The organism is Roseobacter litoralis Och 149 (genome assembly GCF_000154785.2).
Classification (GTDB): Bacteria; Pseudomonadota; Alphaproteobacteria; order Rhodobacterales; family Rhodobacteraceae; genus Roseobacter; species Roseobacter litoralis.
Window position 1 is genome coordinate 1,504,801 of record NC_015730.1, and the last position, 17,431, is coordinate 1,522,231.

18 protein-coding genes and 1 pseudogene are annotated in these 17,431 nt (G+C 55.4%); 5 read left to right on the forward strand and 14 right to left on the reverse strand.

All coding sequences use genetic code 11. The features are described 5' to 3' along the window. Nucleotides 1-74: 74 nt before the first annotated feature. From RLO149_RS07085 to RLO149_RS07115, 6 genes are all read right to left on the reverse strand, one after another. Nucleotides 75-1,256, reverse strand: a complete 1,182-nt coding sequence (locus tag RLO149_RS07085; RefSeq protein WP_013961399.1) for a cytochrome P450 — start codon at nt 1,254-1,256, stop codon at nt 75-77. Between the two features lie 95 nt (nt 1,257-1,351). After that, on the reverse strand, nt 1,352-2,098 hold the full coding sequence (gene tpiA / locus RLO149_RS07090; RefSeq protein WP_013961400.1) for a triose-phosphate isomerase: 747 nt from the start codon (nt 2,096-2,098) through the stop codon (nt 1,352-1,354). Between the two features lie 285 nt (nt 2,099-2,383). Continuing rightward, entirely contained in the window at nt 2,384-2,728 is a 345-nt protein-coding gene (locus RLO149_RS07095) for a HesB/IscA family protein (protein WP_013961401.1), read from the reverse strand. A gap of 32 nt (nt 2,729-2,760) precedes the next feature. Then, nucleotides 2,761-3,318: a sugar O-acetyltransferase gene (locus RLO149_RS07100; protein ID WP_013961402.1), complete on the reverse strand. Its 558-nt coding sequence runs from the start codon at nt 3,316-3,318 to the stop codon at nt 2,761-2,763. Between the two features lie 12 nt (nt 3,319-3,330). Continuing rightward, nucleotides 3,331-3,693, reverse strand: a complete 363-nt coding sequence (locus tag RLO149_RS07105) for an SUF system Fe-S cluster assembly protein (protein ID WP_013961403.1) — start codon at nt 3,691-3,693, stop codon at nt 3,331-3,333. Nucleotides 3,694-4,311: 618 nt separating this feature from the next. Beyond that, the gene (locus tag RLO149_RS07115; protein WP_013961405.1) at nt 4,312-5,055 is read right to left on the reverse strand and encodes a hypothetical protein; all 744 of its coding nucleotides are present in this window, start codon (nt 5,053-5,055) and stop codon (nt 4,312-4,314) included. Nucleotides 5,056-5,498: 443 nt separating this feature from the next. Between RLO149_RS07115 and RLO149_RS07120 the strand changes: the two genes are divergently transcribed. The 4 genes from RLO149_RS07120 (at nt 5,499) to RLO149_RS07135 (ending at nt 9,166) form a co-directional block, all read left to right on the forward strand. Beyond that, entirely contained in the window at nt 5,499-5,759 is a 261-nt protein-coding gene (locus tag RLO149_RS07120) for a hypothetical protein (RefSeq protein ID WP_013961406.1), read from the forward strand. Between the two features lie 267 nt (nt 5,760-6,026). Further along, entirely contained in the window at nt 6,027-7,112 is a 1,086-nt protein-coding gene (locus RLO149_RS07125; protein ID WP_013961407.1) for a DUF262 domain-containing protein, read from the forward strand. Further along, nucleotides 7,099-7,572 carry a HEPN domain-containing protein gene (locus tag RLO149_RS07130; protein WP_044025246.1) on the forward strand — a complete coding sequence of 158 codons (474 nt, stop codon included), beginning with the start codon at nt 7,099-7,101 and terminating at the stop codon, nt 7,570-7,572. Before RLO149_RS07125 ends, RLO149_RS07130 begins: the two co-directional genes overlap by 14 nt. 391 nt (nt 7,573-7,963) lie before the next feature. After that, nucleotides 7,964-9,166, forward strand: coding sequence for a multidrug effflux MFS transporter (locus RLO149_RS07135; RefSeq protein WP_013961409.1), 1,203 nt, complete (start codon nt 7,964-7,966; stop codon nt 9,164-9,166). Between the two features lie 233 nt (nt 9,167-9,399). Here RLO149_RS07135 and RLO149_RS07140 read toward each other — a convergent pair whose 3' ends face one another. The 8 genes and pseudogenes from RLO149_RS07140 to RLO149_RS07175 form a co-directional block, all read right to left on the reverse strand. Further along, on the reverse strand, nt 9,400-11,418 hold the full coding sequence (locus tag RLO149_RS07140; protein WP_013961410.1) for a right-handed parallel beta-helix repeat-containing protein: 2,019 nt from the start codon (nt 11,416-11,418) through the stop codon (nt 9,400-9,402). A 1-nt stretch (nt 11,419) separates the two neighbouring features. Further along, a complete protein-coding gene (locus tag RLO149_RS07145) occupies nt 11,420-11,671 on the reverse strand; it encodes a hypothetical protein (protein ID WP_013961411.1) in 252 nt (83 codons plus the stop codon). After that, nucleotides 11,671-12,048 (reverse strand): hypothetical protein, encoded by a 378-nt coding sequence (locus tag RLO149_RS07150; RefSeq protein ID WP_013961412.1) that lies wholly within the window; start codon nt 12,046-12,048, stop codon nt 11,671-11,673. The genes RLO149_RS07145 and RLO149_RS07150 overlap by 1 nt, the downstream gene beginning before the upstream one ends. Beyond that, entirely contained in the window at nt 12,035-12,334 is a 300-nt protein-coding gene (locus RLO149_RS07155) for a hypothetical protein (RefSeq protein WP_013961413.1), read from the reverse strand. Before RLO149_RS07155 ends, RLO149_RS07150 begins: the two co-directional genes overlap by 14 nt. Nucleotides 12,335-12,339: 5 nt before the next feature. Beyond that, nucleotides 12,340-12,790: pseudogene (locus RLO149_RS24095) on the reverse strand (transposase); the annotation flags it as partial. A gap of 593 nt (nt 12,791-13,383) precedes the next feature. Further along, a complete protein-coding gene (rimK, locus tag RLO149_RS07165; RefSeq protein WP_013961414.1) occupies nt 13,384-14,763 on the reverse strand; it encodes a 30S ribosomal protein S6--L-glutamate ligase in 1,380 nt (459 codons plus the stop codon). 75 nt (nt 14,764-14,838) lie between these two features. Then, a complete protein-coding gene (locus RLO149_RS07170) occupies nt 14,839-15,114 on the reverse strand; it encodes a hypothetical protein (protein WP_013961415.1) in 276 nt (91 codons plus the stop codon). Further along, nucleotides 15,111-16,007 carry an SPFH domain-containing protein gene (locus RLO149_RS07175; RefSeq protein WP_013961416.1) on the reverse strand — a complete coding sequence of 299 codons (897 nt, stop codon included), beginning with the start codon at nt 16,005-16,007 and terminating at the stop codon, nt 15,111-15,113. The genes RLO149_RS07170 and RLO149_RS07175 overlap by 4 nt, the downstream gene beginning before the upstream one ends. Nucleotides 16,008-16,306: 299 nt before the next feature. On the opposite strand from RLO149_RS07175, the gene tgt reads away from it, so the two are divergent. Further along, the gene (gene tgt / locus RLO149_RS07180) at nt 16,307-17,431 is read left to right on the forward strand and encodes a tRNA guanosine(34) transglycosylase Tgt (RefSeq protein ID WP_013961417.1); all 1,125 of its coding nucleotides are present in this window, start codon (nt 16,307-16,309) and stop codon (nt 17,429-17,431) included.

A 17,431-nucleotide genomic window follows, 5' to 3' on the forward strand; every position in this document is an offset into this window, starting at 1 on the left:
CCAAGGGCGCGGCTGCGCTGCATTCCATTCTGGGATTTGTAGCGCCGTGAGCCCCTTAGGCGCAATAGGCGGCGTCAGTAGGTGACGTCCAGGCGCTTGAGGCCGTGAAAGTGGTACGCATTGGCAAATTCGGGGGAGCGGCTGAGGGCGAGATGAGGGCAGGCGGCAAAGAGCCGTTGCAGCCCGATTTGAAGTTCAAGCCTTGCCAGCGGTGCACCGACGCAAAAATGCAATCCGCCGCCAAACGCCGCGTGTGCGACGGGCGCACGGAAAGGGTCGAAAACATCCGGGTCCTTGCAAAGGGTCGGATCGCGACCTGCCGCGCCGAGCACCAGAGCGACCTGCTGGCCGCTGCGGATAATATGGCCGCCTATGGTAGTATCTTTGTAACTGTAGCGCGTGAACATGTGCAAAGGTGGGTCAAACCTGAGCACTTCTTCGACCGTTGTGGCGATGTTTTGATCGGTGAGGGCGTAGGCAGGAGTTTCGTGTTCCAGCAAGGCTTTGACGGCGTTTCCCATCGTGTGCACGGTCGCCTCATGTCCGGCATTAAGCAGAAGAATACATGTGCCGATCAATTCGTCCCGGCTGAGCTTTTCACCGTTATCCTCGGCGCGCAACAGCTGGCTGATCAGATCATCTTGTGGGTTACGACGTTTGATGTCGATATAATCGGACAGAAATGCGGTGAATTCGATGGCGGCTGCGTTGGCCGCTTGTTCGGTCTGCAGTGTGCGCCCGGCCTGATACATGGCCACCATCGCATTGGACCACCGCAGTAAATCACCGCTGATGTCTTCGGGTACGCCCAACAGCCGAGCAATGATGCGCACGGGCAGAGCCGTGCAAAACGCCGGAATCAGGTCACATCCATGCCGGGGCAGTGCAGCGATCAATGTGTCGCATATGTCATGAATATCAGGCGCCAACGCTTTGATTTTACGAGAGGTGAAGGCGCGCAGCACAAGGCCGCGCAACCGGGTGTGATCCGGGGGTTCCAGATCAAGCATGGACACAGCTTCCACAGCGTTGAACGCAGCAAGATGCGGGCGTAGCGGCTCGATCTGATCGGCTGGGGTCGCGCGCCCAAAACCACGGTCCCGCAACACCGACTGCACGTTGGCCGCATCAAAGATTGCTGGCATTTCATAGTCCTGCCAGTAGCGGATCGTGTCCCCGGTGAAAACTTCTGCGTAAAGCGCATAGGGGTTTTGCACAAAGGTGGGGTCCAGCGGGGATTGGATAAGGTGTTGCATATCCGTCTTTAAGGCCAGTTGACAGTGTATGGGAAAGGGGGACTGCGCCGGATTTCAACTTTGGTGGTTTGCCGGTGCGTCCGATCCGATGAAAATCAACTATCCGACAGCGCTTGTATGATCGGAGAAAAATCCTGCGCCGTCAGGCTTGCGCCACCGACCAGCGCCCCGTTCACATGTTCCAACGCGAAAATACCGGCGGCGTTGGCCGGCTTGACCGATCCGCCATAGAGTAGGGGAACTGCGGCCCCGGTTTGGCCCAAGGCGTCAATCAGGTTTGCACGCAGGGCTTGGTGCACCTCGGCAATCTCATCCATCGTGGGGATTTTGCCGGTGCCGATGGCCCAGATCGGTTCATAGGCGACAACGAGCGTATCAGCCTCGCTGTCAGCGGGAACAGACCCTGCCAACTGCGTCAGAATAACGTTCAGCGCATCCCCGGCGTCGCGTTGTGAGAGGCTTTCGCCAAGGCAAACGATGGGGATCAAGCCTGCTGCCTGAGCGGCTGTGGCCTTCGCGCGCGCATCTGTATCGGTTTCGCCATACCCCTCCCGCCGCTCGGAATGGCCAACGATCACATGGCTTGCGCCAATTTCCGCGAACATCCCCGCAGAGATATCGCCAGTATAGGCACCGGTTTCGGCGGAATGGCAGTTTTGCGCCCCAATTTTTAAGGTGCCCTTCGCCGCCTGCGCGACGGCTTGCGACACGAGATGTGCAGGAGGGCAAAGCAAAATGTCACAGTCGGGGCTCGGATGGCTGGTGTTCAACCTGTCGATCATGGACAGGTCCGCGCGTGCGCCGTTCATTTTCCAGTTTCCCGCCGCCAGTTTGCGCTGCATCTTACTCTCCAGATTTGTGATGTCTCTTGCTAGCAGCCCTGATGCAACTGGGCAAACGCTGTTGTGATAATGTGGCGGGTACCTGACCGTTTCATGTCGTTACGGCGGGGGTATGACCCAAAGGCGTGACGCGTAAAATCTGGTGCGCAGAGATGGCCAAAAAGACATATCCGCGCATCATGCGTCAAAAGAAGTGCGATTTAACTTCCCTGCGTTCGGTTTGTTGCCTGAAAAGCCCGGCGCTGACAGGCACGTACCGCCGTTTTCGCGACCGGGCGCGTTGCCCTAGCCGAATTTGATGGATTCACCGCAGCCGCATGCTTCGGTCACGTTTGGGTTTCTGAACTTGAACCCGGACTCCAGCAGGCTGGTTTCATAGTCGATTTCAGTGCCGAAAAGAAACATCTGCGCCATGGGCGCAATCATCACGCGCGCGCCGTCCTGTTCGACCACTTCGTCGTTCGGGTCGGTATCTTCGACGTATTCCATCGTGTATTCCATACCCGCACAACCACCTTTCTTGATGCCAATGCGCAAGCCGGCATGACCCGCAGACTGCATAAGCTTCGCAACTTGCGCGCAGGCTTTCGGGGTCAATGTGACCGGGGGTTTGCCGGGAATACCAAACATAGGACGTCTCCTTTGCGGTTAATCTAGTTGCTTCACGCGTGCGGAACAAGCGGTCGGGCGGGATTTCCTGCGACCGTGACACCCTGCGCAACATTGCGCGTGACAACAGCGCCCGCACCGACAATCGCATCGTCCCCAATCTCAACGCCGGGCAAGATGAGCGCACCGCCGCCAATCCAGACATTTCTACCGATTTTGACGGGCTGGCCAAACTCAAGACCCGCATCACGACTGGCCGCATCTCTGGGGTGGTCTGCCGTCAGGATTTGCACATAGGGTCCGATTTGCGTCATATCACCGATCCGCACCTCGCAGACATCCAGAACGACGCAGCCGTAGTTGAAGAAGACATTGTCGCCCAGATGGATGTTGTAGCCATAATCAGCATAGAAGGGTGTGCGCAGCGCGCAGTTTTCACCCCGACCGCCAAGCCATTCATCCAAGATCGTAATCCGCGTGTCCTGATCTGAAACGGTTGTGGCATTATAGCGACGTTGCAGTTCCTGATTGCGTGCCCGCTCGCGCACCAATTGAGGGTCACCGGGTTGGTAAAACGCACCAGAAATCATCTTGTCTTTTTCGCATGTCATGACAGCGCAGGTCTACATGAACCCGAGTTCAAGACGCGCTTCGTCAGACATCATATCCATGCCCCAAGGGGGTTCCCAGACCAGCTCGACATCGACCTGCTTGATCCCCGGGATCGGCTCCACTGCGTCCGCAACCCATCCCGGCATTTCGCCCGCAACAGGGCAACCCGGAGCGGTGAGGGACATCTTGATCGCAACGGCATTCTCAGGATTGATATCAATCGTGTAAATCAGACCCAGCTCGTAGATATTCACCGGAATTTCGGGATCATAAACGGAGCGGCATGCCTCCACCACCTGCTCATACAAAGGGTGATCCGTCGTTGACGGCGCGATTAGGGGCGCTCCCTCGAGCGGTTCTGGCACGTTGTTCATATCAGGCCTCAATTTTGTTCCTGATCGTTTATATAGGGATTATGGGCTGACCCGTAAAGAGCCAGCGCTGTAGCGGGACATTGATTGTTGTTTGTAGCCGGATGTAGCTGGACATTGATAATTGCAGTGAATGACATTGATAATTGCAGCAAACGTGTTTTGCAAAGGCCGCTTTGAATATACCTTTGAAGAGGGTTCAAACCAGAACCAGTTTCAGGAGTGTCTTGGGGCGGCAATCCACGGAGCCTCCTTGTCGTTCAGGTTGTTGAGCAAAGCAAACTTTGCAAAGTTTCTACATCGGCCCACTGCTGCCTTTCACCGCGCCTTTGAGTTTCTGCGGCCGCAGCCCGCTTTCCTGCCATTCGCTGCAAGTACAAATACGTGACAGGGTCGAACTATCGGACTGCGGACAACGCGGTCTTTGATCGTCGCCTTTTCAATGGCCGCTTCAACCGCCACTGGTGGTTGTGTTGAAATAAGCGTAAATGTGGAATAACCTCGCCTACTGATACAGTGTTTGATCTGTTACGATGCTCGTTCGGCTGGTGCCAAGGGAGCAGAAAAACTCAGCGTCGTATAAATGCAGCCTCAGAGATCGTTAGTAAAATGGGACCATTTTTAGTCGGTTTTCACAATCGTTGTTACCTCCGAAATTCTCTTGATCAGTAGATCAGAAATCGCGAGTAAAAACATAGCTGAGCAACCCCATCTACCCATCAGCTGCTTTTCCCGGCAGATCGCTAAATCATTCACAATCTTGAAGACGTCTGAATGAATTTCAGAAGCTGCAGAAGATGCTCTATTGGAAGTGCTGCCGTTGGAACGGACAACGTTGCCATCTATTATGTTGGCTTCCTCAACGACAGTGTCTTCTGTCCCCATAATAACTTGAGCAACAACTATTGCTTCGCGTAAGGGAGTCTCTAGGCTTTCAACTAGTAGCCGCCAATGTTTCGGGAGCAAATCAGTACGCTCGAAGTACTTAAAACTGTTCGGAAAATCTCTCAGTAGATCCTCGTCCATGTCTTCAAAAAATGACAAGTCATTGAAGCTCAATGCCATTATTTCTTCTTCGTAGTTGGGGATGCTTAGGATTACGTTGTGACTAACTCTGAGACGAGAGAATTCATCAAGAAACCTGTTCGAGAGAGTACTATAAGGATCGTTTCCGGAAATTCGATCAAAGAGACTCTCGGGCCATCCAGCCGACTGAGTACTGTCGTCGAAGAAGCGAAGTTGGTACGATATCCCCAAAAATAGTCCAAGGGCATCGCGCAGACGGGTAAGGTTTTTGATGAGCACTTCCGTTGGAGACTCCTCGGCAAACGATCCGGTGCCTTCTCGGTCCGTAGCGTCTTCCATCGAGTCGTCTCCCTAGCGCCCACTTTCTTGCATTCGAATGTTTGTGACGGATTTTTCTGACTGTTTCAACCCGCCGTTGATAGCGACGGCCTAAGCTACAGACTGGACATATCGACTGCCCAATTGGGTCCAAGACTATTTGGCCTCAAAACGTAAGTAGTATGACCTTCGTACAGACCGCAGCATCGGTTGGATTTGGGCTCGCTGCCAACATCGGTGCAAGTGCAGCATCCGAAAATCAAGCCTCATCAACAGAAGTGAGGACGGCCCATAACCGTCATTGGGTATCGTGTCTCAATGCTGCGGTGCGCCCGTCAAAGGGGACATTCACTCAAACTGCTAGACTTGTTGCGCGCCGAGGGCCACTCTACCTTCAGTAGTCATTGACTTCGAACGCCCAATAGTTGCACTCATCCTCGAACTAGATCATTGGAAAGCGCCGAATGTTCGAACGCACAAAACCTGTTGCCGCCGCTATTTGGAAACGGTTCCGAAGCTACCCGCTCTTCGTACAGCTCCTTTTGGTCGTACCTATGCTAAGTGCCGTGACTCTCACATTGCTGGTTGGTAACATGGGACTGGCTTTGATGGGCACAGCTGTCGCAATAAATTCGGTTGTAGCAGGTTGGATTGGTGGCCTTCTTGTTGTTGTCTTGGGCAAGGCGGGCATCATTGTCGCCAAAGATCACAAAAAGAAGGGCTGACTGTTCTGTGAGGTAGAACGGCCCAAAGCTACCGTTGGTCAAAGAACACGGCGCTGCGGTGCAGCTTTACAGAACTGGCCATAGGCAGCATTTGGGAGGGCCATCCCTAGACTATTGTCTCCCGTCGACTTTCATGGCGAAATTTTTCGTCAAAGTCGAACTTTCGACAGAAAAGACGCTCTTCGACTCCATTCTGAGTGGCTCGAGTTGGCATTGCCTTGTGTTTTATGTTTGTGTCGGGTCACAACAGATTAGAGGCTCGCAATCATGGCGACAGATATCAATCCAGTAAACAACGACCTGATGGCCGCTGATCAGATCGAAGGCGACGTTAGTGAGGATCTGAACGATGAAGATGTTGTCTACAATATCAATACCTTCGGTGCTGATTTCACAGTAGATGGCTTGGTGAAGCGATTCGACCGTGGTGACATATACAGGCCCGAATTTCAGCGAAATTTTGTCTGGACTCTGCCTCAAGCCTCAAAGTTTATCGAATCCATCTTGCTCGGGTTGCCAATACCAAGTGTATTTCTTTACCGCGAGGAAAGCACCCAAAAGCATTTGATCGTCGATGGGCTGCAACGCCTTACAACCCTCCATGCATTCTTTAAGGGGCGGTTCCGACATAATGACAAAGTGTTCCGATTGAAGGATGTGAAGAAACGCTTTGAGGGCCGCACCCACGAGGAATTAGAGGAAGAAGACAAACGGAGATTTGAGGATGCAGTGATCCATGCAATGATAATCCAGCAAACATCTCCTGACAATGACAACAGTTCAGTTTTTCATATCTTTGACAGGTTGAATTCAAACGGGACGCCCCTTCAACCTCAGGAGATGAGAGCCGCTATTTACCATGGTTCGTTCCAAGAATTACTTGGTACGCTAAATATGAACATTATTTGGCGTGAAATTTTTGGCGGTGCTCACAAACGCTCAAAGGATCAAGAGCTAATCCTTCGCTTCCTAGCTCTTCTTAACAATCGGCAGAATTATCAAAAACCGATGAAAGCTTTCCTCAACGCCTTCATGGGAGCACATCGAGAAATCAGCCTTGATGACAAAGCCAAGTTCGCCACCCAATTCGCAGGCACCATCCAGAGAGCACATGCTGGCATTGGAAAGCGAGCATTTCGACCGCAGAGGGCTATGAACGTTGCTGTCTATGATGCTGTGATGGTGGCAATCGCTGAGTGTCCTGCGGCTTCGCCAGAGGACATCGGGCAGGCCTATATAGAACTCTTAGGCAATGAGGAGTTTATCCGTATGACTAGCGACGCTACTTCTGACGAAGGAAACATAAAGGGTCGGATAGACTTGGCGGTTTCGACGCTTCATGCTGCCGCTTAGCTTAACCCAAGAAATTGGGCGCATAGATCACTTAGTTGCTATGATGGATGAATTGGTTGATGATGCTCAACCACGCATCCAGAATGTCTATTCTAGCCAAGTCGTTCTATCGGCATCCGGCTATGTTGAGGCTGCGGTGGGAGTCGTGCTTGCAGAATACGGGCGCACTCGTGGTGACATTCGAATAGCGCGTTATATTGGCAAGAATGTCGCCAGACAGAACTCGTTAAACTGCGAGAAGATAGAAAAGGTGCTACGTCAATTTGACAAAGATTGGTGGCCAACCATTGAAGCTCAAACCAATGCTGCGAATATAGCAGCCGTCGACAGCTTGAAGACGCTAAGAGACCAGATTGCTCACGGTAAGAATAACGGTACTGGGTACAGCACCGTTAAGGATTACTATTGGCGAGCCAAAGTATTTGTTGTCGACTTCAAATCTGTAATCCTTGGACCTTAGATCGGCGAATTCTCTACAGCAAGCCGGGCTGAATTTCTTCCCTGACGTGCAATTCATAAAAGGATCGCCGTTTTTCTGGCGAGAAAACTAGGAATATCGAACACTTCGCGCTCGCAGCGAAGGTCCACTTTCCGCGCGAGGTGCGTTATCGTGATGTCCGCTTGGAGCCCAAAGTGTCCGATGCTGCATCTTTCAAGAACGGCAGCTTTTCGGATTGCCAAGGTAGAACTGTCTGACTACGCTAAACATCAGAGGAGAAAACCATGACCGTTAAATTCGTCGTCGTAGTAAGCAAGAGGTGCATGGTCCGATAAGGGTTTCCCATATCTGTTTCCATGTGCCCCCGAAATCTTCGGGGGCTTTTTTGTTTCTAGAGCTGAGAACATTTAAAATGTACCGCCCAAAAACACCACCGCATTTGATCACTCTGATCCTCCTGACTGGGTTCTCGCCTATGTCTCTCAATATGTTCTTGCCTTCGCTAGCGAACATCGCCGTCGATCTCGAAACAGGCTATGGAACGGTGAGCTGGGCGGTCTCTGGGTATCTAGCGATAACTGCCATAATCCAACTGGTCATTGGCCCGCTGTCAGACCGGATTGGCAGACGGCCAGTCCTATTAGGAGCGTTGCTGGTCTTTGCATTTGCATCGGTGGGCTGCGCTCTTGCTCAAAGCGTTGAGGTGTTTTTGTTTTCCCGGATGCTTCAAGGCGGGATAATCGGCGGATACGCCTTGTCTCTCGCCATCGTCCGGGACACGAGATCAGAGCGAGAGGCCGTGAGTTTGATCGGTTACATCGGCATGACCATGGCAATCGCCCCGATGGTTGGTCCGATGTTAGGAGGTGTGTTGGACACCTTTCTGGGATGGCGATCCATCTTTATGTTCTATGCCGGGTGCGGGTTTGGTCTGCTTATCTTATGTTGGCTGGACTTGGGCGAGACCAAGCGGGACCAGGACAGCGATCCTGGCACGCCGGTGCCTGACACGACATCCCTTTTGCGCGAGCCGCAGTTCTGGGCTTACGCACTCTGCGGCACGTTCTCGGTTGGTGCGTTCTACATTTTCCTAACGGGCGCTCCGCTTGTCGCTCAAAGCGTCTTTGAAATTTCGACGGCGGAGCTTGGATTCTACATAGGAACAATAACGGTCGGGTTCATGTTGGGCGGCTTCATTGCCGGGCGTTTTGGCAAAGGCTTTGAGCCGACAACCATGATGATTGCGGGCCGGATCATAGCCTGCATCGGTCTTGTTGGGGGTCTGCTCGTCTTGGCTTTGGGCATCACATCGCCAGAAACCTTCTTTGCCAGCACGATATTCGTGGGCCTCGGAAATGGGATCACAATGCCCGGCAGCAATGCTGGCGCGATGTCCGTGCGACCGGAACTTGCGGGCAGTGCCGCAGGGCTAAGTGGCGCGTTGATCGTTGCTGGAGGTGCCATTTTGACTGCGGCGACAGGCGCCGCGGTGACGGAAACCAATGGCGCGCAAACGCTCCTTACATTGATGCTCGCGGCATCCGGATTGGGCTTGGGTTTCGCCATCTGGGCATCGTGGCTCAGGCAAACCGCGACACAACGGGCGACTGATTAAAGCGGTCGTTCGTGCGGTCGCAGCGAAAGCCAACTTCGTCCGCTTACCCGTCAATGGACGCCCAAATCCAAGGTCCGCTGCGAGCTGTACGCTCCCCGATGCCACTGCATCAACGGGAACGCTCCGCGGGCAAGAATGCAGAATCGGATTGAAAGCCATCGCTGACGATCACCGGAAGGTCGTTGGACCCGCCCGGCATTTTTGACCGTAAGGACGGTGCCGGACGCGACGACCTAGGCAGCGGCATAGTAAGCGCCCGCTGAGGTCGGCAATACATGCGCGGTGCCATTGCTATCCTTGGCATACAGACCGGCAATATACGCAGCCGTCGTGACCTTGGCGCGCGCCGGGGATCCGGCGCGCAGGTTGAAGTCACCATTGGCCGCATCAACAAACAGCGGGTCATCGCCGACGAACGCGCCGTTCCGGACATTGTGGTTTTGCGCAACCGTGAAGCGGGGATCGCCCGCCACATCCGTGGCCATGCGCATCTGCCCGTCCGGGTTCCAGGCGAGGTTGCCGATCAACTCGATCCCCGACACGATCTGCTGGCCCGCCCGGTTGACACCAAAGGTTGCGATCCCATCGATGCTGATGTCGCGATAGCTGCCATCGGTGTTGGTGTTGTAGAGCGTGTTGAACCGCGCCCGGACGCGGCGAAAGTACCCGATGTCCTGCTGATCCTTGTTCGGATGTCGCTGATAATGGATGCCGACACGAGACAGGTTGGCCAGCGTGTTGTTGACCAGATCAATGTCCTCGACAATCAGGTTGTCACCACTGTCGTTGCCGTCTTCCTCGCGCGCGATCACGATGCCTGCACGGCACCGCTGAATGATGTTGCCATCCACCAGAATGCGGCGCACATCCGTTTCGCCCGCATCCAGATAGATGCCGTACCGGACGACGTCCTCGATCCGGTTGCCGGTGATTTCTCCGTCGACCACGTGGTTCTTGAAGTCGATGCCGTACTGGCGGCTGTCGTGGATGTAATTGTTGTAAACGTAGGCATAGCGCAGGCTGTTGGCGAGGGTGATCGCCTCGCCGACTCCGCCGGGTTCGCCGAAGGAGTTCGTGACCGTGTCATTGTAATCGGTGACTACATTGGTCTGGGTCACCTCGTTGTTTCGGATCGTGACATAGCGCGTGCGGAACGCATCATTCGCGCCGACGGCCAGCTCGGGCCGCTCGCCGCAGGCCATGATGCCACTGAGGCCGGTGTGGCGCACCAGACAGTCCTCGACGATGTGGTTGCCGGTGACCGTGTTCTGACCCGCCCCTTTGATGAACACGCCGTTGCGCCAGACGTATTCAATGGTCAGCCCGCGCAGGGTGATATAGCTTTTACCATCGATGCGAATGCCATCGCGGGTCGCATTGTCCTGGGCAACACCGGGGCCGCCATAGGCCACATGCTGCTGCAGATCGCCCCGGATGATCGCCTGACCCACCTCGCTGGGCAGGGTTGCGACGGTGATCCGGCTCGCGGCTCCGCCATTCAAAAGTACTTCAAATGGATCATAGACACCGGGGCGCAGGATCAGCGTGTCACCGGGGATCATGACCGCCTGTGCGGCCTGCGGCGTGGCAAAGGGGGCCAGCACGGTGCCGTCGCCGGTCGTGTCGTTGCCCGAGGGCGAGACCTGAACTTCAACAGGTGCGCGTACCGCAATACTCACCGCCAGATCAACCGTCACCGATCCACCGGAGTTCGTCGCGGTGATCGCCACCACCTCCGAGCGCAGCGCATCTGCAATCGTGGCGGTGCTGCCGCTGATCGTGATCCATGCGGGGCTGGCTGAATACCTCAGATCAGCGCCGGTGAACCCGGCGGCCAGATTGACGGATGGGGTGCCGTTGCCTTGCACCTCCAGCACCGGCGCAAGTGTGCCTGCCACCGGGGCGGGGTGCCGGATGATGCTGGCGGGTGTCTGGATGCTCTCTCCATCCGACAAGGTCAGAACAACAAAGAGGTTCTCAAGGTCATTTGTGCTGGCATCAGGTGCGTAGGTTGCTGTCGTCGCCAGTTCACCTGCCGATGACGTGCGCCATGACTGGCCGGTGACCGTCACGCCGTCCGGCAGGCCCGAGACAGCAAAGCCGAGGCTCGCCCCGCTTTGGGCAGTGGCCCCAAATGTAGCGTTGCTGGTCAGCCCCGTGATGCGCGCGGCGAGCCGTACTTCACCAAACAGCCCGTGGCCGGTGACCAGCAGACTGCGCGACGCAAAACCATGACCATCCAGCAATCTCATGTCACACGACCGGCGTGCGGGCGATGACGACCAGTGTCCCGGCCCCCGTGACAAACAGGTGCTGATCCGCCTCAAGGCTCATGCTTTCGGGCTGTGCGCCCAGATAGGCTCCCACATCGCTGGCGGCGGGAAGGGTGGTGGTTTCGTCGACAAAGAAGGAGCCGACACCTGATTTAACAAAGCAGATCGTCACGCTCTGCTCACCGGAGGCGATCAGGGTCGGGCCGTTGATTTCAGTCGTCTTGGTCGGCATTATGAATCCCCTTTCGAACGGGCTTTAAAGATGGTGAACACCGCCACGACCGCACCCATGATGAGTAGGCTCCACAGCGGGAACAGAATGGCAGGACCCGAGACGTCCCCCATAAGGACGGCCAGCAGCCATGCGTGGGCTCCGACTTGCCAGAACGCCAGATCGAGCAGGCAGTCCCACCAGACCGCATCGCGCGCTACGTACTGCCACGCCTCCAGCGCCAGCGGGATCACCAGAGCAAGGGCAATACCCCAGTCCATTCCCAGCAGCGTGAAGGCCCCGGCAAAAAGAGCTGCTCCGGCGATCATATGACCGCCCTGGTTCAGGCCCGCCACATAGGGCTGGTCGGCAAAGGTCTCGGGATCAAGCAGGCGCATTGAAAGCCTCCATTGCTGTAAAAAATGACGTGAGTGTCTGGGTGATCTGGGAGGCGTTCGTGGCCGTTTCGATGGTGTTGATGGCTCCCAGCCGGACGGTCTCGAGGGCCGCGCCCACGCTCTCCCACTGAAAGGCGAGATTGATGTAGACCTGTGCGACCTGCGTGGCGCTCTGTGCCGTGATGCCGATTTCTGCTGCAATCAAGGGATAGTCGGTCAGATCGGTGGGCGTGACCGCCTGCGCCAGAAACGCCCGTGCCTGAGCCTCCTTGCGCAGATACATCATCTCCTGCCCCGTTTAGCCAGTGTGAAACGGGTCGACAGATGCGATCCCTCAATCAAACGAATGATCTCCAGCTTCTCAGTTGCAGGATATCTCAGTCGTGGTCGCTCCCACCATCGTACATGCTTTTTTTGAGCAAGCGGAGTTCGAGCGTCTGTTCTGCCACGACCTCTTTCAGATCACGGGCTTCACGGCGCAGATCTTTGACCTCATCGGTGTTAGCAGAACAGGCTGTACCGCCCGCCAACCGCTTCTTACCAACTTACATGAAGTCCTTAGACCACTTGTAATAGATGCCCTGTGGATGCCTTCGCGGCGGCACAGCTCAGCAATGCTGTCCTTGCCGCGCGGCCCATCCAGCACGATCCGGATCTTCTCTTCGGACGAGTAATGTTTGCGGGTCGCCCGCTTTATATCTTTGACGATCTTCTCGCCAGGGCTCTTCGTTGTCTTTCTCATCGTCCACTCATCGGTGGCCACGATGAGCAACAAAAGCTCTCTTAAAAAATTGCCCTAATTGGTCCCTTAAGAGCTGACGTCAGACAGCTTGTTCAAGTTCGGGGAAGTTTAGAGCAAACTGGGAAGCGCACTTCCTAATTTTCCCGCATGATTTCGCCTCATTCGGTGCCCACCGCCCGCGCCAGAGTGCCTTTTAAACCCTATTTTGACGGGCGTTCGAACACCGATGCCCTTTTGCAATTATCAATGTAAAGAATTTGCCAACTTGGTCGGAAATCGCCGATTTCGCGTTTACTGAAAGCCACTCAGAACACCAGACAATTTTTTCACGCCTCAGACCAAACGCTTTTTTTATGGCTTCACCCGCATTGTTCCGGGTTCTTCGGCCCTCTTCCGGTTACAGCAGTAATTTGTGTCTTATTACAGCCATGCGGCATTCTCGTTTCAGTGCCCTGCGAAAAACAATCGCGCACCGGTGCCTGCTCACGAAGTGGGGGCAGCAGCATGGCGTCCATTCAATCGATAGCGTCCATCGCTGCGCGAATGGCGGTTTCGCCTGTGTGCTGAGCGTTTCAAAAGAACTTTGGGTCTGACTACGACCTACGTTTGCGCGCAGGTTGTGGGCGCACGCGGGTTTCGATCTCATCATAGAGCTTGCCGACAATGTCTTTGCCGGTCGCTTTTTCGATCCCTTCAAACCCGGGGGAGGAATTAACCTCCAGCACCTTTGGCCCGGACGTGGAGCGCAATAGATCAACACCTGCTTTGCCGAGGCCAAACGCCCGTGCGGCGCGAACCGCTGTGTCGCGTTCTTCTTTGGTTATGCGCACGACTTTCGCCGAACCACCCCGATGCAAGTTGGAGCGAAAATCGCCCTCCGCCCCGGTGCGTTTCATCGCCGCGACCACCTTGCCTGCGATCACCAGACAACGGATGTCTTCGCCTGCGGCTTCCTTGACGAAATCCTGCACCAGAAAATTTGCCTTGAGACCCCGGAACGCATCAATCACGGATTCCGCGGCTTTCTTGGTTTCGGCAAGGACAACGCCTTTGCCTTGCGTGCTTTCGAGCAATTTGACGATCAGCGGAGCCGTACCCACCAATGCCATCAGGTTGGACGTATCCTTAGGGGAAGCCGCAAAGGCGGTCGATGGCATCCCGATCCGTTTTGTGGCCAAAACCTGATGCGCGTGCAGTTTGTCGCGGCTCGCGGTGATCCCGGCAGAGCCGTTCACGCAGTAGGTCCCGATAGCTTCGAACTGACGGATTACAGCGGTGCCGTAGGGCGTTACAGATGCGCCAATCCGAGGAATGACTGCATCGTAGCGTGGCAGGCGTTTGCCATCGTAGTGAACTTCGGGTGACATGGTATTAATGGCCATATAACAACGGGTTGTGTCGATAACTTCAACAACATGGCCGCGTGTTTCACCAACCTCTACGAGGCGCCGCGTTGAATAGTTGTCTTCGCGGCTGAGAACAGCAATGCGCAGCGCGCGTTTTGGTGCGCCCTTTTTCAGGGACGCGCTGTGATAATCCTCATAGCTGAGTTCAGGTTGCAGGTGACGTTCGGTCGGCGATATTGAAATATGATCATTCAATGCCTGTCGCCCCAGAAGCATACGGGAATTCATCGAGGCGCGATTGGTGAGCGTAATCTCTATCGGCCAGGTTTGCCCCCCGACATGCAGCTCTGAAGATATCACGAAACGCTGTTCCGCCTCGCCATTTGAGGACGTGACTTCCCTGCGGTCAACAAGCGGTGCAGAGCAGGTGATGGAAATATCATCCCGTCCTGAAACCGGATGGACATTAAAGCGGACCTTTGGCGTCTTGGCCGGGCCAAAGACTTCGATGTCGTGGGCATGCAGGGCCGAGGTGCGCGCGCCTGTGTCGACTTTTGCCTTAATAGCAGGCAAACCGAGGTCGGGCAGAGATACCCATTCCTCCCAACCGAATGTAAGCTTGTCCATCGCTGTTCCCCCGAGCCGAAAATGAACCCTTGGGTAGCAGGTGGTACCAGCGACCTCAACCGAAAGACGGCCTGATCAGTTGTCGTTGATATCTTTGGTGACGATACGCGCGCCGCTGGACTGGTTCCTGAACACAACGCGTAAGCCGATCCAGCAGATCAACGCGCCGCCGCCGTAGACCGCGAGCAGGGCAGGCGCGCCGAGTTCCGGCGCGATGAGGACCACGCCAGAAATAAGTACGGCCGCGATGGCGAAGCCCAAAAAGATGAACCCTGGCAGCAGCACTTCGGCCAGTCCAAGGACCAAGGCTGCGGCCAGCCAGACCCACCAAAGACCCAGTGCGCCGATCATACGCCACGCCCCTTTAGCAGCTTGAAGGCATCCCCAAAGGCTTCGATCGCTTGCGCCGGCACCACGATGGTCTGCTTACCAGAGCCAGCCCCCAGCGCCGTCAGGGATTCGACTTGCTTCAACGCAATCTGGTATTGCGCGGCTTCAAGGCCGTTTTCGTTGATTGCATTCGCGACAACCTGTGTTGCATAGGCTTCCGCATCCGCCAATATTCTGCGCGCCTTTGCCGTCTGCTCAGATGCGTATAGTTCAGCATCGGCCGCCAATTCGACGGCGCGCTTTGACCCTTCGGCCTCTGTCACCTGAGCGCGGCGTGCCCGCTCTGCATTGAGCTGTTGAAGCATGGCATCCCGGGTCGCCTGATCGAGATTCACATCGAGAATTTCAGCGCGGGTGACCTGAATGCCCCAATTATCCACCGACTCCTCAACCAGTGCCTTGATCGTCGTGATGAGATGCGCGCGATTGGCCTGCACGTCATCCAGATCCATCTTGCCAATCTCGGCGCGCACAATGCCTGCAACGGTCGTGGCGATTGCGGCATCCACATCCCTGATGCGATAAACTGTGCGCTCGGGTTCCGTAATGCGATAAAAAACCGACGTTTCCACCTGTAAAAGCACATTGTCCTTGGTGATTGCGTCCTGACTGGCGTTGGGCAACTGGCGTTCCAGAATGGATATTTCATGCGCAACCCGATCAATAAAAGGGACGATCAAGTTGATGCCGGGTCCAAGCACCGAGCGCAGCCTGCCAAAACGCTCAATCACATATTGCTCGGACTGAGGCACGATTTTGACGCCCTTGACCACAACAATGATTAGCAAGGCCGCCAGTAGCAACAAGACGATATTGCCAGATAAAAGATCAACGATCAGGGTTTCGATATCCATGCGAGCGGTCCTTTCAGTCATGCCACACAGATGTGCGCATTTGCAGCCACAAATGCAAGAATTGAAAAAGTTCTTACTGATCAACGTCCCCGTTCGATTGCGCGCGCGGCGCAGTATTGCCCAAGCTCCCGCCCGGTAGTAACCCTGTTGCGTGCCCAAAGCGGGTTGCGCACCAAGTCACTGAATAAATCTGCTGCGTTAGGGCGCTTTGGTGTTTCCACGCGGCCTTAAAGGGGGGCGCCGGGAAAACACAGCGCCAAGGGCTTGGAAAGGGGGGGGATTTGCGTCACACCGACAAAATGAGATTCAATTTTGACCTTCAGGCCACCGATGGTCGCGCACGCACAGGCGTGATTTCGACGCCGCGGGGCGATATTCGCACCCCTGCCTTTATGCCCGTGGGCACCGCCGCGACCGTCAAGGCGATGCTGCCGGGATCCGTGCGTCAGACTGGTGCGGATATCCTGCTTGGAAATACGTATCATTTGATGCTGCGCCCGACCGCGGAACGGATTGAGCGTCTTGGAGGTTTGCACAAGTTCATGGATTGGGACCGTCCGATTTTAACGGATTCGGGCGGTTTCCAAGTCATGAGCCTCGCCGCTTTGCGCAAGTTGACTGAAGAGGGCGTCAGTTTCAAAAGCCACATTGACGGTTCGCGACACATGTTGACGCCGGAGCGTTCCATGGAAATCCAACGGCTGCTTGGGTCTGACATCGTCATGTGTTTTGACGAATGCCCTGCCTTGCCAGCAGACCGGGCTGCCATTGAGAAAAGCATGCATTTGTCCATGCGCTGGGCTGCACGGTCCAGGGACGCTTTTGGTGACCGCCCGGGGCATGCGCTTTTCGGTATCCAGCAGGGTGGTCTGGAAGAAGATTTGCGCGCGCAAAGTGCGGCGGCCCTGCGCGACATTGAATTTGATGGCTACGCGGTCGGCGGGCTGGCGGTTGGCGAAGGGCAAGAGGCGATGTTTGGCTGTTTGGATTATGCACCGGAACAGTTACCGCATGAAAAGCCCCGGTATCTGATGGGGGTGGGCAAGCCCGATGATATCGTGGGTGCCGTGGCGCGCGGCATCGACATGATGGATTGTGTTTTGCCCAGCCGCTCAGGTCGAACGGGGCAGGTGTTTACGCGTCGGGGTGTTGTGAACATCAAGAACGCGCGCCATGCCGATGATCCGAGGCCGCTGGATGAACATTGCACATGCCCTGCGTGCCGCAGTTATAGCCGGGCCTATCTGCACCACGTTTTCCGGTCGCAGGAGATTATCAGTTCGATGCTCTTAACGTGGCATAACCTGCATTATTATCAAGAGCTTATGTCAGATATGCGTGCCGCAATTTCGCAAGGTACATTCGTAGAATGGACAGCGGCTTTCGCGACTGAGCGTGCTCAAGGTGATATCGAGCCGGTGTAA

Bases quoted from the DNA above. Each gene is read 5' to 3' on its own strand.
- RLO149_RS07085 (WP_013961399.1), bottom strand. From the start codon at position 1,256: ATGCAACACCTTATCCAATCCCCGCTGGACCCCACCTTTGTGCAAAAC.
- tpiA (WP_013961400.1), bottom strand. From the start codon at position 2,098: ATGCAGCGCAAACTGGCGGCGGGAAACTGGAAAATGAACGGCGCACGC.
- RLO149_RS07095 (WP_013961401.1), bottom strand. From the start codon at position 2,728: ATGTTTGGTATTCCCGGCAAACCCCCGGTCACATTGACCCCGAAAGCC.
- RLO149_RS07100 (WP_013961402.1), bottom strand. From the start codon at position 3,318: ATGACATGCGAAAAAGACAAGATGATTTCTGGTGCGTTTTACCAACCC.
- RLO149_RS07105 (WP_013961403.1), bottom strand. From the start codon at position 3,693: ATGAACAACGTGCCAGAACCGCTCGAGGGAGCGCCCCTAATCGCGCCG.
- RLO149_RS07115 (WP_013961405.1), bottom strand. From the start codon at position 5,055: ATGGAAGACGCTACGGACCGAGAAGGCACCGGATCGTTTGCCGAGGAG.
- RLO149_RS07120 (WP_013961406.1), top strand. From the start codon at position 5,499: ATGTTCGAACGCACAAAACCTGTTGCCGCCGCTATTTGGAAACGGTTC.
- RLO149_RS07125 (WP_013961407.1), top strand. From the start codon at position 6,027: ATGGCGACAGATATCAATCCAGTAAACAACGACCTGATGGCCGCTGAT.
- RLO149_RS07130 (WP_044025246.1), top strand. From the start codon at position 7,099: ATGCTGCCGCTTAGCTTAACCCAAGAAATTGGGCGCATAGATCACTTA.
- RLO149_RS07135 (WP_013961409.1), top strand. From the start codon at position 7,964: ATGTACCGCCCAAAAACACCACCGCATTTGATCACTCTGATCCTCCTG.
- RLO149_RS07140 (WP_013961410.1), bottom strand. From the start codon at position 11,418: ATGAGATTGCTGGATGGTCATGGTTTTGCGTCGCGCAGTCTGCTGGTC.
- RLO149_RS07145 (WP_013961411.1), bottom strand. From the start codon at position 11,671: ATGCCGACCAAGACGACTGAAATCAACGGCCCGACCCTGATCGCCTCC.
- RLO149_RS07150 (WP_013961412.1), bottom strand. From the start codon at position 12,048: ATGCGCCTGCTTGATCCCGAGACCTTTGCCGACCAGCCCTATGTGGCG.
- RLO149_RS07155 (WP_013961413.1), bottom strand. From the start codon at position 12,334: ATGATGTATCTGCGCAAGGAGGCTCAGGCACGGGCGTTTCTGGCGCAG.
- rimK (WP_013961414.1), bottom strand. From the start codon at position 14,763: ATGGACAAGCTTACATTCGGTTGGGAGGAATGGGTATCTCTGCCCGAC.
- RLO149_RS07170 (WP_013961415.1), bottom strand. From the start codon at position 15,114: ATGATCGGCGCACTGGGTCTTTGGTGGGTCTGGCTGGCCGCAGCCTTG.
- RLO149_RS07175 (WP_013961416.1), bottom strand. From the start codon at position 16,007: ATGGATATCGAAACCCTGATCGTTGATCTTTTATCTGGCAATATCGTC.
- tgt (WP_013961417.1), top strand. From the start codon at position 16,307: ATGAGATTCAATTTTGACCTTCAGGCCACCGATGGTCGCGCACGCACA.